The organism is Nocardioides sp. SRI_004 (genome assembly GCF_057586415.1).
The window spans coordinates 1-16,273 of the sequence record NZ_JBYCZV010000030.1; the positions used below are offsets into that span (position 1 = coordinate 1).

Genomic DNA, 16,273 nt, shown 5'->3' on the forward strand with positions numbered 1-16,273 from the left:
AGCTTCAGCTCCGGCCGCCGCTGATCCGCGGTTCACCTACCGAATTCGTCCTCCGCGCGGCCCCAGGACGACAAATTCGGTAGGTGAACGGCTCCCGGCCCGGTGACCTCAGCGTGGGCCGCGCGGGTTCCGTGCCGCCCGCGCGACGGCCGACTCGTAGGCGGTCACGAGGCCGCCGACGGACAGCGGCTTGAGCCGCTCCATGATCTCGCGGAAGTGCTCCGAGGTGGCCGCGTCGTCGTACAACGGGGCGAGCTGCTCGTTGATGACCTCGTAGAGCTCCTTGGCCATCTGCTCGCCGTGCTCCTGGTAGACCGCGGCCGCCGCGACGGCGACCTCGCGGGGGAAGCCGAGCTCGAGCAGGCGCACGCCGATGGCCAGCTGGTTGCTCGCGACGAGGTACGACGACCCGCGGACCCGCAGCACGCCGAGCGCCTGCAGCGTGGCGAGGTCGTCGGCCGAGAGTTCGCGCCCGGCCTTCCTCTCCAGCTGGGCGAGGTCCATCTCGACGGGCAGGTCGGACTGCCACGGCGCGAGCATGGTGCGCGCCAGCGCGATCTCCTCGGGCGTGGCGTCGTCGGGGATGCCGGCGACATAGCGCTCGATGGCCGAGAGCGTGAAGCCGTGGCTCTGCAGCTCGAGGACGAGCTCGATCCGGGCGATGTGCTCGGCGGAGTAGTAGCCCGAGCGGCCGCGCCGGATCGGCGGCGGGACGAGGCCGCGCGAGGTGTAGAAGCGCACGGTCCGGACGGTCAGTCCGGTGCGCTCGGTGAGCTCCTCGAGGGTGAGCAGCACCGGCTCCGGGCTGCCGCCCGGTGCGGTGTGCGTCACACCACCTGCTGGACCCTCGCTCTTGACCATGACAGTAATAGTGTCACAATCGACCCCAGGGACATCCATCCCGTGCGGCGCGCCTCGCGACTGCCGCACCACGCCACTCGAACCAGGACACAAGGACGGTCATGGCAGAAGCATTCGTGTACGACCACCTCCGCACGCCGCGCGGCCGGGGCAAGGCCAACGGCACGCTCCACGAGGTGAAGCCGGTCGACCTCGTCGTCGGGCTGATCGACGCGCTGCAGGAGCGCAACCCCGGTCTCGACACCAACCGCATCGACGACGTCGTGCTGGGTGTCGTGTCGCCGATCGCCGACCAGGGTGGCGACATCGCCAAGACCGCCGCGATCGCCGCCGGTCTCCCCGACACCGTCGCCGGTGTCCAGCTCAACCGCTTCTGCGCGTCGGGCCTCGAGGCGGTCAACCAGGCCGCCAGCCGCGTCCGTGGCGGCTTCGAGGACCTGATCATCGCCGGTGGCGTCGAGTCGATGAGCCGCGTGCCCATGGGCTCCGACGGTGGCGCCTGGGCGTCCGACCCGGCCACCGCGTTCAAGGCGGGCTTCGTGCCGCAGGGCATCGGCGCCGACCTGATCGCGACCATCGAGGGCTGGAGCCGCGAGGACGTCGACGCGTACGCCGCCCAGTCGCACCACCGTGCCGCCAAGGCGTGGGCCAACGGCTACTACGACCGCCCGGTCGTCCCGGTCAAGGACGTCAACGGCCTGGTCGTGCTCGACCGTGACGAGACCGTCCGCCCCGACACCTCGGTCGAGGGCCTCGCCGGCCTGAAGCCGTCGTTCGCCCAGCTCGGCGCCGACGCCGGCTTCGACGACGTCGCGCTCGAGAAGTACCACTGGCTCGAGAAGATCAACCACGTGCACCACGCCGGCAACAGCTCCGGCATCGTGGACGGTTCCGCGCTGACCCTGATCGGCAACGAGCAGGTCGGCCAGGACCTCGGCCTGACCCCGCGGGCCAAGATCATCGCGACCGCGGTGTCCGGTGCCGACCCGATCATCATGCTCACCGGTCCCGCCCCGGCGGCCCGCAAGGCGCTGGCCAAGGCCGGCCTCGAGGTCGGCGACATCGACCTGTTCGAGATCAACGAGGCGTTCGCCGCCGTCGCGATGCGGTTCATGCGCGACATGGGCATCGACGACTCGATCACCAACGTCAACGGCGGCGCGATCGCGATGGGCCACCCGCTGGGTGCCACCGGCGCGATCATCCTCGGCACGCTGATCGACGAGCTCGAGCGACGCGACCTGCGCCGCGGCCTCGCCACGCTCTGCGTCGGCGGCGGCATGGGCATCGCGACCATCGTCGAGCTCGTCTGAGCGTCGTACCCGAATCCTCGAACTTTCACGGAACCGAAAGAAGACATGAGCACTGACACGCAGACCGCGGTGCGCTACGACCGCGACGCCGACGGCATCGTCACCCTCACGCTCGACGACCCCAACCAGAGCGCGAACACCATGAACGAGCTCTACCGCGAGTCCATGGCGGCCGCGGTCGAGCGCCTGTACGCCGAGCAGGACGACATCACCGGTGTCGTCATCACGTCCGCCAAGAAGACCTTCTTCGCCGGCGGCGACCTCAAGCTGATGGTCCAGACCACCAAGGAGAACGCGGGCGACGTGTTCGCGCAGTGCGAGAGCATCAAGCAGGCCCTGCGCCGGCTCGAGCTGTTCCCGAAGCCGGTCGTGGCGGCCATCAACGGCGCCGCGCTCGGTGGTGGCTACGAGATCACCCTCGCCACCCAGCACCGGATCCTGGTCAACGACCCGAAGATCAAGGTCGGCCTGCCCGAGGCGACCCTCGGCCTGCTCCCCGGCGGCGGCGGCGTCACCCGCGCCGTACGCAAGTGGGGCCTGCAGACCGCGCTGATGGACGTCCTGCTGCAGGGCACCCAGTTCAACCCGGAGACCGCGCTCAAGAAGGGTGTCGTCGACGAGCTCGTCGCCACCCAGGAGGAGCTGGTCCCCGCCGCGAAGGCGTGGATCAAGGCCAACCCCGAGGCCGCCCTGTCGCCGTGGGACGCCCCCGGCTACAAGATGCCCGGCGGCTCGCCGAAGAGCCCCGCGCTCGCCGGCTTCCTCCCGGCCTTCCCGGCCCTGCTGCGCAAGCAGCTCAAGGGTGCCGACTACCCCGCGCCGCGCGCGATCCTCTCGGCCGCGGTCGAGGGCGCGCTCGTCGACTTCGACACCGCCTCGCGGATCGAGTCGCGCTATCTCGCCAACCTGGTCGTCAACCAGGGCTCGAAGAACATGATCCAGGCGTTCTTCTTCGACCTGCAGGCGATCAACTCGGGCTCGCTGCGCCCGCAGGGCATCGAGCCCTACAAGGCGAAGAAGGCCGTCGTCCTGGGCGCCGGCATGATGGGTGCGGGCATCGCCTACGTGCTGGCGAAGGCCGGCGCCGAGGTCGTCCTGAAGGACATCTCCGACGAGGCCGCCGCCAAGGGCAAGGCCTACTCCGAGGGCCTGCTCGACAAGGCGATCAGCCGCGGCAAGTCGACCGAGGAGAAGAAGGCCGAGCTGCTCGGCCGGATCACCCCGACCGCCGACCCGGCCGCCGCTGCCGGCGCCGACATCGTGATCGAGGCGGTCTTCGAGGACCCGGCCCTCAAGGCCAAGGTCTTCGCCGAGATCCTGCCGCACCTCGCGCCCGACGCCCTGCTGTGCTCGAACACCTCGACGCTGCCGATCACCGACCTGGCTGCCGGCCTGGAGAACCCCGAGGACGCCAAGCGCTTCATCGGCCTCCACTTCTTCAGCCCGGTCGACAAGATGCCGCTCGTCGAGATCATCGCCGGCAAGGAGACCTCCGACGAGGCCCTCGCCAAGGCGTACGACGTCGTCCTGCAGATCCGCAAGACGCCGATCGTCGTCAACGACAGCCGTGGCTTCTACACCTCGCGCGTCATCGGCTTCATGGTCAACGAGGGCATGGCGATGCTCGCGGAGGGCGTGGCGCCGTACTCCATCGAGCGGGCCACCACCTCGGCCGGCTACCCGGCCCCGGTGCTGCAGCTCTCCGACGAGCTCAACCTCGAGCTGATGGCCAAGATCGCCAAGGCGACCGCCGACGCCAACCCCGACCTGCCGGTGCACCCGGGCCAGGCCGTGGTCGGCAAGATGCTGGAGGCCGGTCGTGCCGGCCGCCTGCGTGGCGCGGGCTTCTACGACTACGAGGACGGCAAGCGTGGCTCGATCTGGGCCGGCCTGTCGGAGCTGTTCCCGCTCGCCGAGGAGCAGCCGCCGATCCAGGACATCCGTGACCGGATGCTCTTCGCCGAGGCGCTCGAGACCGCGAAGACCTTCGAGGAGGGCGTCATCACCTCGGCGGCCGCCGCGAACATCGGCTCCATCATGGGCATCGGCTTCCCGCCGAACACCGGTGGTGCCGCGCAGTTCATGACCGGCTACGAGAACAAGGCGACCGGCGAGATCGGCCTCAACGCCTTCATCGCCCGCGCCGAGGAGCTCGCCGAGAAGTACGGCGACCGCTTCCAGCCCACGCAGTGGCTGCGCGACCTCGCCGCGTCCGGCAAGGGCTTCCCCGCCTGACGCACTGATCCACCTGCTCCACCGCACCGGCCCGGCTCGTTCACGAGTCGGGCCGGTGTGTTTTTCGGGGCCGGTCTGGTGGTCCGCGAAGTGTGAGAGTTTCTCCGCCGAAGTGGGGATGTTTCTCCGTCGAGGTGTGACGAATTCTCCGCGGGCACCAGCAGTGGTCACACCTCACTGGAGAAGGCCTCACACTTCGGCGGAGAAACTCTCACACCTCGGCGGAGAAGACCTCACACTTCGCGGGCCGCGGCGGCGAGGGCGGCGGCGACCTCGGGGGCGTCGTCGGGGGAGACCAGGCCCGACGTCACCCGGACGTACGACGGGCTGCCGGGCCCGCCGGCATCGGCTCCGCCCGCCAGGAAGGGCGTGCCCCCGGCGACCCGGATGCCGGAGGCGGACAGGTGCACGAGGGCCGCCCGCTCGTCGCGGACCGGCAGCCAGAGGTTGATCCCGTCGGGCGCCGGCAGGTCCACGCCGAGCTCGGCGAGGGCGGCGACGAGGGTGCGCTGGCGGGCGAAGTACTGGCGCCGCGCCTCGCCGACCTCGTCGAGGGCCTGGGCCGAGGTGAGCAGGTCGAGCAGGATCGTCTGCACCATCCGGGAGGTCCAGGCGGGGCCCAGCATGCGGCGCGCGACGATCCGGTCGACCATCTCCGAGGGCCCCGAGACAGCGGCGATGCGCAGGTCGGGGCCGTGCGACTTCGAGTACGAGCGCACGTGGACGACCCGCTCCGGCAGCCAGGTCGCGAGGGTCACGTCGGCGGAGGTGCTGATGCCAGCGGAGTGGTCGTCCTCGACGATCCACGGCAGCTCGTGGGACGAGCGCCGCAGCACCCGGACCAGCCGCTCGGCGCGCTCCGGGTCGGTCGCGACACCGGTCGGGTTCTGGGCGCGGGGCTGGAGCACGACCGCGCAGGGGCGGGTGGCGAGCGCGCGCCGCAACGACTCGGGACGGATGCCGCGGTCGTCGAGCTCGACCGGCACCACCTCGCCGCCGAGCGCCTCGACGAGGTCGAAGAACGGCGGGAAGCCGGGCGACTCGAGGACCACTCGGTCGCCGTACCCGACGACCTGCTCGAGTGTGCGGGCCACGCCGTCCGTGGCACCGTCGACGACGGTGAGCGCCTCGGCGGCGTAGGGCCAGGAGGCCTCGAGGACGGTGCGCAGCTCGGGGAGCACGGGCTGGTCCTGGTAGGTCAGCGTCCCGGCGCGCTGGGAGACGCGGTGCAGGGCCGGGCCGAGCGAGGGCAGCAACTGGGGGTCGGGGGTGCCGCGGGAGAGGTCGAGGCGCAGCCCGTCGGGGCCGGCGCCGACGAGGCCGCGCTGGCGAGGGGAGAGCCACGGCGTCGGGCTGTCCTTGACGAAGGTGCCGGCGCGCCCGCGCGACACCACCCCACCGGTACGACGCAGCGCCTGCCAGGCCGCGGACACGGTGGCCGGTGACACGCCCAGCTCGGCGGCGACCTCGCGCACGGTCGGGAGCCGGTCGCCGGGGGAGAGGTCACCGGCCCGGATGGCGCGGCTGAAGGCGCCCGCGATGCCCGCGGGGGTGCGGTCCTCCAGCGTCGACAGATCAGGCCCCGCGGTCACGGGCTGACCCTCTCACCGGATCCGTGCATGCGAAAACCCTTGACAGGCGAGAAATCGAAGCGAAATGTTCAGCCCCAAGGATAACGAAACACCGATCCCCCCGGAGGTGCACGTTGACCATTGTTCGAGCAGCCATCAGCCAGACCACCTGGACCGGCGACAAGGCCTCGATGCTGGACCGTCACGAGCAGTTCGCCCGCGACGCGGCCGCCGACAACGCCCAGGTGATGTGCTTCCAGGAGCTCTTCTACGGCCCCTACTTCGGCATCACCCAGGACCAGAAGTACTACCGCTACGCCGAGCCGGCCGACGGCCCGATCGTGCAGCGCTTCGCCGCGCTCGCCAAGGAGCTCGGCATGGTGTTGGTGCTCCCGATCTACGAGGAGGAGCAGACCGGCGTCTATTACAACACCACCGTCGTGGTGGACGCCGACGGCACGATCCTCGGCAAGTACCGCAAGAACCACATCCCGCACGTGGAGAAGTTCTGGGAGAAGTTCTACTTCCGGCCCGGCAACCTGGGCTATCCCGTCTTCGAGACCGCGGTCGGCAAGGTCGGCACCTACATCTGCTACGACCGCCACTTCCCCGAGGGCTGGCGTGAGCTGGGCCTCGGCGGCGCGCACATGGTCTTCAACCCCAATGCCACCAAGCCCGGTCTCTCCAACCGGCTGTGGGAGGTCGAGGGCCCCTGTGCCGCGGTCGCCAACGGCTACTTCGTCCTCCAGCCGAACCGGGTCGGCCTCGAGGACAACGAGTACGGCGACGAGGCGGTCAACTTCTACGGCACCAGCCAGGTGATCGACCCGCGCGGCAACTTCGTCGGCGACCTCGGCAGCAGCGAGAAGGAGGAGCTGCTGGTGCGCGACCTGGACCTCGACATGGTCCAGCAGATGCGCGACGACTGGCAGTTCTACCGCGATCGCCGGCCCGACTCGTACGGACGGATCGCCCAGCCATGAGCACCCTCCTGGTCAAGGGCGGCACGGTCGTGAACGCGACCGGCACGGTCGAGGCGGACGTGCTCGTCGACGGCGAGCGGATCGTGGCGCTGCTGGCGCCGGGCGACCAGTCCCTCGGACCGGTCACCGCCGACACCGTCATCGACGCCACCGGGAAGTACGTCATCCCGGGCGGCATCGACGCGCACACGCACATGCAGCTGCCCTTCGGCGGCACCTTCGCCAGCGACACCTTCGAGACCGGTACGACGGCGGCTGCGTGGGGCGGCACGACGTCGATCATCGACTTCGCGGTCCAGAAGTACGGCGAGCGGGTCGAGGACGGGCTCGCCCACTGGCACGAGCTCGCCGGGGGCAACTGCGCGGTCGACTACGGCTTCCACCAGATCATCGGCGGGGTCGACGAGGAGTCGCTGAAGGCGATGGAGAACCTCGTCGACGAGGGCATCACGTCGTACAAGCTCTTCATGGCGTACCCCGGCGTGTTCTACAGCGACGACGCGCAGATCCTCCGCGCCATGCAGAAGGCCCGTGAATTGGGGCTCCTGACGATGATGCACGCCGAGAACGGCCCGGCGATCGACGTCCTCGCGGCCCAGCTGGCGGAGTCGGGGAGGACGGCGCCGTACTACCACGGCATCGCTCGCGCGTGGCAGATGGAGGAGGAGGCGACCCACCGGGCGATCATGCTGAGCGACCTGACCGAGGCGCCGCTCTACATCGTGCACATGAGCGCGAAGCAGGCCGTCGAGCAGGTGGCGTGGGCGCGCGACAAGGGCAAGAACGTCTTCGGCGAGACCTGCCCGCAGTACCTCTACCTCTCCCTGGAGAAGCAGCTCGGCGCGCGCAGCGACGAGTGGGGCGACTTCGAGGGCGCCAAGTGGGTCTGCTCGACGCCGCTGCGCTCGGAGGAGGAGGGCCACCTCGACGCGATGTGGCAGGGCCTGCGCACCAACGACCTGCAGATGGTGTCGACGGACCACTGCCCCTTCTGCATGAAGGACCAGAAGACGCTCGGCAAGGACGACTTCCGCGCGATCCCCAACGGCATCGGCTCGATCGAGCACCGCGTCGACCTGCTCTACCAGGGCGTCGTCGACGGCCGGATCTCCCTGTCCCGCTGGGTCGAGCTGATCTCGACCACGCCGGCGCGGATGTTCGGCCTCTACGGGCGCAAGGGCGTGATCCAGCCGGGCGCCGACGCCGACATCGTCGTCTACGACCCGAACGGGCACACCTCGATCGGCATCGGCGAGGGCCGCACCCACCACATGAACATGGACCACTCCGCGTGGGAGGGCTTCGAGATCGACGGCCACGTCGACGTGACCATCTCGCGCGGCACGGTGCTGGTCGCCGACGGCGAGTTCAAGGGCACCAAGGGCCACGGCCAGTTCCTCAAGCGCGACCTCACGCAGTACCTGGTCTGACCGGGGTCTCGTGACGGTCGCCGCGCGACCTCCTCGACCACCGGACCGGAAAGCAAGGAGAAGAGATGGACTTCGGCGTCGTCCTGCAGACGAACCCCCCGGCGTGGCGCACGGTCGGCCTGGCGAAGCTGGCCGAGGAGCACGGGTTCGACTACGTGTGGACCTTCGACTCCCACCTGCTCTGGCAGGAGCCCTATGTCATCTACTCGGCGATCCTCGCCGAGACCAACCGGGTGATCGTCGGCCCGATGGTGACCAACCCGGCGACCCGCGACTGGACGGTCAGCGCGTCGGTCTTCGCGACCCTCAACGAGATGTACGGCAACCGCACCGTCGTCGGCATGGGCCGCGGCGACTCCGCGGTGCGCGTCCTCAACGGCCGGCCGTGCACGCTCAAGGAGGTCCGCGAGGCGACCCACGTGATCCGTGAGCTGGCGAACTGCCGGCCCGTCGAGGTCAACGGTGCGACCCTGCAGTTCCCGTGGGCGCGGACCTCCGCCCTCGAGGTGTGGATCGCGGCGTACGGGCCGCTCGCGCTCAAGACGGCGGGCGAGGTCGGCGACGGCTTCATCCTGCAGCTGGGCGACGTCGACGTCACGAAGTGGATGATCGAGCAGGTCCGCACGGCCGCCTCCAACGCCGGCCGCGACCCGGACTCGCTCACCTTCTGCGTCGCCGCCCCGGCGTACGTCGGCGCGGACACCCCCGAGTCGTGGACCCACATGCGCAGCCAGACCAGGTGGTTCGGCGGCATGGTCGGCAACCACATCGCCGACATCGTCGAGAAGTACGGCGAGGAGGCGGACTTCCCCGAGGTCCTCATCGACTACATCAGGGGCCGGACCGGCTACGACTACAACACCCACGGCAAGGCCGACAACGACCACGTCGACTTCGTGCCCGACGAGATCGTCGACCGGTTCTGCATCCTGGGCACCCCCGAGCAGCACATCGCCAAGCTCAAGGAGCTCAAGGACATCGGCGTCGACCAGTTCGCGGTCTACCTCCAGCACGACAACAAGGAGGAGACGCTGCGGGTCTACGGGGAGTCGATCATGCCGGCGCTGCGCGAGCACGTCACCGCGAAGGCATGAGCGTGAGGAACCCCCGCGGAGGTACGCCGAGCGCCAGCGAGGTGTGCCGGAGCGAGGTACCGCAGCGCTCATGCGAGAAGGGCAGGGCCTGACCTTGGCGGCGTTCCTGTCCCGCTTCCGCGGCGTCCTCCTCGGAGTCCTGGGGGTCGCGGCGGTCGTCGCCGCGTGGGACCTCTACAAGGCGTTCGGGCCCGAGCAGGGCGTGCTGGTCGGCGACACGCGCATCCTGCCGCGCACGACCGACCTCGCGATGCCGCACTCCTGGGAGATGCTGCAGCGCTTCGGCGAGCCGGTCACCTCCCTGCGCGGCGCCCCCGACGCCTTCTCCGCCGTGTACGACGCCAGCATGTTCTCGCTCGGACTGGCCGCCCGCGGCTGGGTGATCGGCGTGGTGGTCGGGCTCGTCCTGGCGCTCGCGATGAGCCGGTTCCGCATCGTCGAGTCGGCATTGCTGCCGTGGGTGGTGCTGAGCCAGACCGTGCCGCTCATCGCGATCGCGCCGCTGGTGCGGCGGTGGGGTTCGGAGATCGAGATCGGCGGCTACACCTGGACGAGCCAGGACTCGGTCGCGGTGATCGCGGCGTACCTCGCCTTCTTCCCGGTGGCGGTCGGCGCCCTGCGCGGGCTGAAGTCGCCCGACCAGACCCACCTCGACCTGATGCACGCGCTGGGGGTCGGCTGGTGGCGGACCCTGCTCACCCTGCGGCTGCCGGCGAGCGTGCCCTTCCTGCTGCCCGCGCTGCGCCTCGCCGCGGCCAGTGCGGTGATCGGCGCGGTCGTGGCCGAGGTCTCGATCGGCCTCAAGGGCGGGCTGGGCCGGATGGTCATCGACTACGCGGTCGCCGCCAGTGGCGACCCGGCGAAGCCGTGGGCGCCGATCTTCGGCGCCGTCGCGATCGGGCTCGTGGCCGCCGGTGCCGTCGGCCTGCTCGGCCTCGTCCTCCGCCCGTTCCGACTGACAGGAGCCCCTCGATGACTCACGCTGCCAGCGACCCCACCGCCGGCCACGCGGCGATCCAGGTCCGCGGCGCCCACCGGGTCTTCGGCAAGGGCCGCAAGCGGGTCGACGCCCTCAGCGCGGTCGACCTCACCGTGGCCGCCGGGGAGTTCGTGTCCCTCATCGGACCCAGCGGCTGCGGCAAGAGCACCCTGCTGCGCCTGGTCGCCGACCTCGACAGCCCGACCTCGGGCGAGATCTCGGTCTTCGGCAAGAGCGCCCGGCAGGCTCGGCTCGACCACGACTACGGCATCGCCTTCCAGCAGTCCGGGCTGCTGCCCTGGCGCACCGTCGCCGGCAATGTCGACCTGCCGCTCAAGCTCCACGGGATCAACTCCGACGTGCGCCGGGAGCGGGTCGAGGAGCTGCTCGAGCTGGTCGGCCTGACCGACTTCGCGAAGAGCCACCCCGACCAGCTGTCGGGCGGCATGCAGCAGCGGGTCGCGATCGCGCGGGCCCTGGCCGAGAGCCCCCGGCTGCTGCTGATGGACGAGCCCTTCGGTGCCCTCGACGAGATCACCCGCGAGCGGATGCAGAACGAACTGGTGCGGATCTGCGCGGAGACCGGCGCCGCCGTGCTCTTCGTGACCCACTCGATCCCGGAGGCGGTCTTCCTGTCCGACCGGGTCGTGGTGATGTCGCCGCGGCCGGGTCGGATCACCGGTGTCGTCGACGTCCGCGCCGACGGCATGGTCGCCGCCCACGACCGCTCCGCCGGCGCCCGCGACGAGGAGGGCTTCTTCCGCGCCGTGGGCGAGGTCCGCTCCCTGCTGCACGGCACGCCCGAGCCCGCCAGCGCCGCGCGGGGGGTCGACAACAGATGACCACCGTCGCCAGCGCCGCGCCGGCCCGCGACACCCGGGCCCGGCTGCCGATCACCGACGTCCGGTGGAGCACCGTGCTCGCGCCGCTCGCGGTCGGCGTACTCGCCCTGGTGGCGTGGGAGTGGGTGGTCGACGCCTTCGACGTCAAGCCCTACGTACTGCCGGCGCCGAGCGCGATCTGGACCCAGGTCACCGACCACCTGGACTCGATCGTCAAGGGGGCCCGGGTCACCGGGCGCAACGCGCTCATCGGCACCCTCGCCGGAGCCGTGCTCGGCGTCGCGGGCGCGATGCTCGCCGGCAGCTTCCGCTTCGTCGACCAGATGGCGGCGCCGGTCGTCGCGGCCCTGGCGGTGATCCCGATCGTCGCGCTGGCGCCGGTGCTCTACTCGATGTTCGGCGCCGCGGTCGACACCGGCCGGATCATCGTCGCCGGCATCTCGGTCGCCGTCCCCGTCTACCTCAACACGCTGCGTGGGCTGCGCCAGGTGCGCCAGGTCCACCTCGACCTGATGACCGCGTGCGCCGCCAGCCGCTGGCAGGTGGTCCGCACGGTCACCCTGCCCACCGCGACGCCGTACGTCTTCACGGGCCTGCGCGTCGCCTCGTCGCTCGCCGTGATCGCCGCGCTGATCGCGGAGTACTTCGGCGGACCGATCGGCGGTCTCGGCAAGTCGATCACCTCGTCGGCCGCGAGCAGCAACTACCCGCTGGCGTGGGCCTACGTGTCCGGCGCGATCGTGCTGGGCCTGCTCTTCTACGTCGTCACGCTGCTGGTCGAGCTGTGGTTCTCGCGCCACCACCGACCGTCCTGAGCACCCCCGTCTCGGAACCCCACCCCCGAGGAAACAGGAGAATCGCATGAAGAGAACACTGAAGCTGGGCGCCACCGCCGCCGCCCTCGTACTGGTCGCCTCCGGCTGTGGGAGCGACGACGGCGACAGCGACTCCGAGGTCGACGTCGCCTCCAACAAGGACTGCGCGGCGAAGACGAAGGAGGCCCGGGACGCGGGAGACCTCACCGAGGTGTCCCTCCAGCTCCAGTGGGTCTCGCAGGCACAGTTCGCCGGCTACTACGCCGCCGTCGCGCAGTGCTACTACGTCGACGAGGGCCTCGACGTGAAGATCGTCGAGGGCGGTGTCGACATCGTCCCGCAGGACGTCCTCGCCTCCGGCGACGTCGACTACGCCATCTCGTGGGTGCCGAAGGTGCTCGGGTCGATCGAGCAGGGCGCCCAGATCACCGACGTGGCGCAGATCTTCGAGCGCAGCGCCACCACGCAGATCTCCTTCAAGGACAAGAACATCACCAAGCCGGCCGACCTCAAGGGCAAGGCCGTGGGCAGCTGGGGCTTCGGCAACGAGTGGGAGCTCTTCGCGGGCATGCAGGAGGCCGGTGTCGGGGTGGGCGACATCAACCTGGTGCAGCAGGCCTTCGACATGAACGCCTTCCTCGCCGGTGACATCGACGCCGCCCAGGCGATGACCTACAACGAGTACGCGCAGGTGCTGGAGACGGTCAACCCGGACACCGGCGAGCTCTACACGCCCGACGACCTCAACGTCATCGACTGGAACGAGGTCGGCTCCGCGATGCTCCAGGACGCGATCTGGGCGCAGACCGAGAAGCTGTCCGACGCCGCCTACGAGGAGCAGACGGTCAAGTTCATCAAGGCCAGCATCAAGGGCTGGGCGTTCGTCCGCGACAACCCCGAGGACGCCGCGAAGATCGTGGCCGAGTCCGGCTCCGAGCTCGGCACCAGCCACCAGCTCTGGATGACCAACGAGGTCAACAAGCTGCTCTGGCCCTCCACCAACGGCGTCGGCGTGATCGACGAGGCCGCGTGGAAGCAGACCGTCGACATCGCGCTGCACACCAAGAACGAGACCGGCGCGACCATCATCTCCAAGGAGCCGCCGGCCACGGCGTACACGAACGAGTACGTCGAGAAGGCGCTCGCCGAGCTCGAGGAGGACGGCGTGGACACCAAGGGCGCCGACTTCGAGCCGATCACCGTCGAGCTCAAGGAAGGCGGCAAGTAGGCATGACCGAGGACCGGGACGCCCTCGCGGCGCAGCTCGACAAGGAGCACGTCTTCCACTCGTGGAGCGCACAGGCGGCGCTCGCGCCGCTCGTCGTCGCGGGGGGTCTCGGCACCCGGGTCTGGGACCACTCCGGACGGACCTACCTGGACTTCTCCAGCCAGCTGGTGAACGTCAACATCGGCCACCAGCACCCACGGGTGGTGGCCGCGATCCAGGAGCAGGCGGCGACGCTCGCGACGATCGGGCCCGCCACCGCCAACCTCACCCGCGGTGAGGCGGCGAAGCGGATCGCGGCGCGGGCGCCCGCCGGCATGGACAAGGTGTTCTTCACCAACGGAGGCGCCGACGCCAACGAGAACGCCATCCGGATGGCGCGGCTGCACACGGGCCGCGACAAGGTGGTCTCGACCTACCGCAGCTACCACGGCAACACCGGCGCCGCGATCGTCTCCACCGGCGACTGGCGGCGCTTGCCCAACGAGTACGCCCGCGGGCACGTCCACGTGTTCGGGCCCTATCTCTACCGCTCGGAGTTCTGGGCGACCACGCCGGAGGAGGAGTGCGAGCGGGCGCTCCAGCACCTGCGACGGGTCGTCGAGTGCGAGGGACCGCAGAGCGTCGCCGCGATCCTGCTCGAGACCGTGCCGGGAACCGCGGGGATCATGGTGCCGCCGCCGGGCTACCTCGCCGGGGTCCGCGCGCTGGCCGACGAGCACGGGATCGTGCTCATCCTCGACGAGGTGATGGCGGGCTTCGGGCGGACCGGTGAGTGGTTCGCGCTCGACGCGCACGACGTCGTACCGGACCTGATCGTGTTCGCGAAGGGCGTGAACTCCGGCTACGTCCCCGTGGGCGGCGTGGTCCTGAGCAACGCGATCGCGGCGACCTTCGACGACCGCGTCTTCCCCGGCGGCCTCACCTACAGCGGGCACCCGCTGGCCGCTGCCTCCATCGTCGCGTCGATCGACGCGATGGCCGAGGAGGGCATCGTCGACAACGCCCGCAAGATCGGCACCGACGTGCTCGGCCCCGGCCTGGCCGAGCTCGCCGAGAAGCACCCGGTCGTCGGCGAGGCCCGTGGTGTCGGGGTGTTCTGGGCGCTCGAGCTGGTCGCCGACCGGGCGACGCGCGCGCCGGTCGCCCCGGCCGTCATGGGACGGGCGAAGGCCGAGCTCGTCTCCCGCGGCGTGATCCCGTTCATCGCCGACAACCGCATCCACGTCGTCCCGCCCTGTGTCGTGACCGCCGACGAGGTGGCCGAGGCGCTGGCGGCGTACGACGCCGTCCTGACCCTGCTCGACGAGGAGCTGACATGACCGAAGTCCTTGACCACTGGATCGCGGGAGGGCCCGACGCCGGTACGTCGGACCGGACCGGGCCCGTCTACGACCCCGCCCTCGGGCAGGTCGCCCGGCAGGTGCGCTACGGCAGCGCCGCCGACGTCGATCGTGCTGTCGCCGTCGCGAAGGAGGCCTTCGCGAGCTGGGGGGAGACCTCCATCGCGCGGCGACAGCAGGTGCTCTTCGGGTTCCGCGAGCTGCTCAACGCCCGCAAGGACGAGCTCGCGGCGATCCTGACCTCCGAGCACGGCAAGGTGCTCTCCGACGCGGCGGGGGAGGTCGCGCGCGGCCTGGAGGTCGTGGAGTTCGCGTGCGCGATGCCGCAGCTCGCCAAGGGCGCCTTCTCGCAGAACGTCTCGACCGACGTCGACGTCTACTCCGTGAAGGAGCCGCTCGGCGTCGTCGGCATCATCAGCCCGTTCAACTTCCCGGCGATGGTCCCGATGTGGTTCTTCCCCATCGCCATCGCCTGCGGCAACACGGTCGTGCTCAAGCCGAGCGAGAAGGACCCGAGCGTCGCGAACTGGATGGCCGCGCTGCTCGCCGAGGCCGGCCTGCCCGACGGTGTCTTCAATGTCGTCCACGGCGACAAGGAGGCCGTCGACGCGCTGCTGGTCAACCCCGACGTCGCGTCGGTCTCCTTCGTCGGCTCGACCCCGATCGCGCGCTACGTCTACGAGACCGGGACCGCCCACGGCAAGCGGGTCCAGGCCCTCGGCGGCGCCAAGAACCACATGCTGGTGCTGCCCGACGCCGACCTCGACCTGGTCGCGGACTCCGCCGTCAACGCGGGCTTCGGCTCGGCCGGCGAGCGCTGCATGGCGATCTCCGTGGTCGTCGCCGTCGAGCCCGTCGCCGACGAGCTGATCGACAAGATCCGCGACCGGATGGGCAAGCTGGTCACCGGCGACGGCCGCCGCTCCTGCGACATGGGCCCGCTGATCACCCGCGAGCACCGTGACAAGGTCGCCGGCTACCTCGACGTCGCCGCCGCCGACGGAGCCACCGTCGTCGTCGACGGGCGCGAGGTCGAGGTGGACGGCGCTGCCGAGGGCTTCTGGCTCGGCCCGACGCTGATCGACCGCGTCCCGACGACGTCGACCGTCTACACCGACGAGATCTTCGGACCCGTGCTGTCGGTGGTGCGGGTGGCGTCGTACGCCGACGGGGTGGCGCTGATCAACGCCGGGCCCTACGGCAACGGCACCGCGATCTTCACCAACGACGGTGGCGCGGCCCGGCGCTTCCAGCGCGAGGTCGAGGTCGGCATGGTCGGCATCAACGTCCCGATCCCGGTGCCCGTCGCCTACCACTCCTTCGGCGGCTGGAAGGCGTCGATCTTCGGCGACGCGAAGGCCTACGGCCCGCAGGGCGTGGAGTTCTTCACCCGCGAGAAGGCGATCACCTCGCGCTGGCTCGACCCGTCGCACGGCGGGCTCAACCTCGGGTTCCCGCAGCACACCTGACCCTGGACGAGAAAACTCACGCTTGGACGATGAAACTTCGTCGTCCAAGCGTGAGTTTCACCGGCCGGCCGGTGAAACTCCCACGGCGCCCGGTCCCGGCTCGACCCGCCCGA

13 protein-coding genes are annotated in these 16,273 nt (G+C 70.3%); 11 read left to right on the plus strand and 2 right to left on the minus strand.

Annotation, left to right across the window (positions count from 1 at the left end):
- Positions 1–108: 108 nt before the first annotated feature.
- A complete protein-coding gene (locus AC2YHB_RS24940; protein ID WP_487354804.1) occupies positions 109–831 on the minus strand; it encodes a MerR family transcriptional regulator in 723 nt (240 codons plus the stop codon).
- 131 nt (positions 832–962) lie between these two features.
- Here AC2YHB_RS24940 and AC2YHB_RS24945 point away from each other — a divergent pair, with 131 nt between their 5' ends.
- Together AC2YHB_RS24945 and AC2YHB_RS24950 are read left to right on the plus strand one after the other, a co-directional pair.
- Positions 963–2,174 (plus strand): acetyl-CoA C-acetyltransferase, encoded by a 1,212-nt coding sequence (locus tag AC2YHB_RS24945; protein ID WP_036543718.1) that lies wholly within the window; start codon positions 963–965, stop codon positions 2,172–2,174.
- A 45-nt stretch (positions 2,175–2,219) separates the two neighbouring features.
- The gene (locus AC2YHB_RS24950) at positions 2,220–4,409 is read left to right on the plus strand and encodes a 3-hydroxyacyl-CoA dehydrogenase NAD-binding domain-containing protein (protein WP_179648805.1); all 2,190 of its coding nucleotides are present in this window, start codon (positions 2,220–2,222) and stop codon (positions 4,407–4,409) included.
- Between the two features lie 233 nt (positions 4,410–4,642).
- Here AC2YHB_RS24950 and AC2YHB_RS24955 read toward each other — a convergent pair whose 3' ends face one another.
- Positions 4,643–6,001, minus strand: coding sequence for an aminotransferase-like domain-containing protein (locus tag AC2YHB_RS24955; protein WP_487354805.1), 1,359 nt, complete (start codon positions 5,999–6,001; stop codon positions 4,643–4,645).
- A gap of 113 nt (positions 6,002–6,114) precedes the next feature.
- On the opposite strand from AC2YHB_RS24955, the gene AC2YHB_RS24960 reads away from it, so the two are divergent.
- From AC2YHB_RS24960 to AC2YHB_RS25000, 9 genes are all read left to right on the plus strand, one after another.
- Positions 6,115–6,963 carry a nitrilase-related carbon-nitrogen hydrolase gene (locus tag AC2YHB_RS24960; RefSeq protein ID WP_179648807.1) on the plus strand — a complete coding sequence of 283 codons (849 nt, stop codon included), beginning with the start codon at positions 6,115–6,117 and terminating at the stop codon, positions 6,961–6,963.
- Entirely contained in the window at positions 6,960–8,393 is a 1,434-nt protein-coding gene (gene hydA / locus AC2YHB_RS24965) for a dihydropyrimidinase (protein WP_036543714.1), read from the plus strand. Before AC2YHB_RS24960 ends, hydA begins: the two co-directional genes overlap by 4 nt.
- 65 nt (positions 8,394–8,458) lie before the next feature.
- Complete coding sequence (locus AC2YHB_RS24970; RefSeq protein WP_036543713.1) at positions 8,459–9,487, plus strand: TIGR03842 family LLM class F420-dependent oxidoreductase; 1,029 nt, start codon at positions 8,459–8,461, stop codon at positions 9,485–9,487.
- Positions 9,488–9,557: 70 nt separating this feature from the next.
- Complete coding sequence (locus AC2YHB_RS24975) at positions 9,558–10,463, plus strand: ABC transporter permease (protein WP_179648809.1); 906 nt, start codon at positions 9,558–9,560, stop codon at positions 10,461–10,463.
- On the plus strand, positions 10,460–11,308 hold the full coding sequence (locus AC2YHB_RS24980; protein WP_487354806.1) for an ABC transporter ATP-binding protein: 849 nt from the start codon (positions 10,460–10,462) through the stop codon (positions 11,306–11,308). The genes AC2YHB_RS24975 and AC2YHB_RS24980 overlap by 4 nt, the downstream gene beginning before the upstream one ends.
- Positions 11,305–12,123: an ABC transporter permease gene (locus tag AC2YHB_RS24985; protein WP_179648810.1), complete on the plus strand. Its 819-nt coding sequence runs from the start codon at positions 11,305–11,307 to the stop codon at positions 12,121–12,123. Before AC2YHB_RS24980 ends, AC2YHB_RS24985 begins: the two co-directional genes overlap by 4 nt.
- 46 nt (positions 12,124–12,169) lie before the next feature.
- Positions 12,170–13,351 (plus strand): ABC transporter substrate-binding protein, encoded by a 1,182-nt coding sequence (locus AC2YHB_RS24990; RefSeq protein WP_487354807.1) that lies wholly within the window; start codon positions 12,170–12,172, stop codon positions 13,349–13,351.
- A 2-nt stretch (positions 13,352–13,353) separates the two neighbouring features.
- The gene (locus AC2YHB_RS24995) at positions 13,354–14,670 is read left to right on the plus strand and encodes an aminotransferase class III-fold pyridoxal phosphate-dependent enzyme (RefSeq protein ID WP_487354808.1); all 1,317 of its coding nucleotides are present in this window, start codon (positions 13,354–13,356) and stop codon (positions 14,668–14,670) included.
- The gene (locus tag AC2YHB_RS25000; RefSeq protein WP_487354809.1) at positions 14,667–16,160 is read left to right on the plus strand and encodes a CoA-acylating methylmalonate-semialdehyde dehydrogenase; all 1,494 of its coding nucleotides are present in this window, start codon (positions 14,667–14,669) and stop codon (positions 16,158–16,160) included. The genes AC2YHB_RS24995 and AC2YHB_RS25000 overlap by 4 nt, the downstream gene beginning before the upstream one ends.
- Positions 16,161–16,273 lie beyond the last annotated feature (113 nt).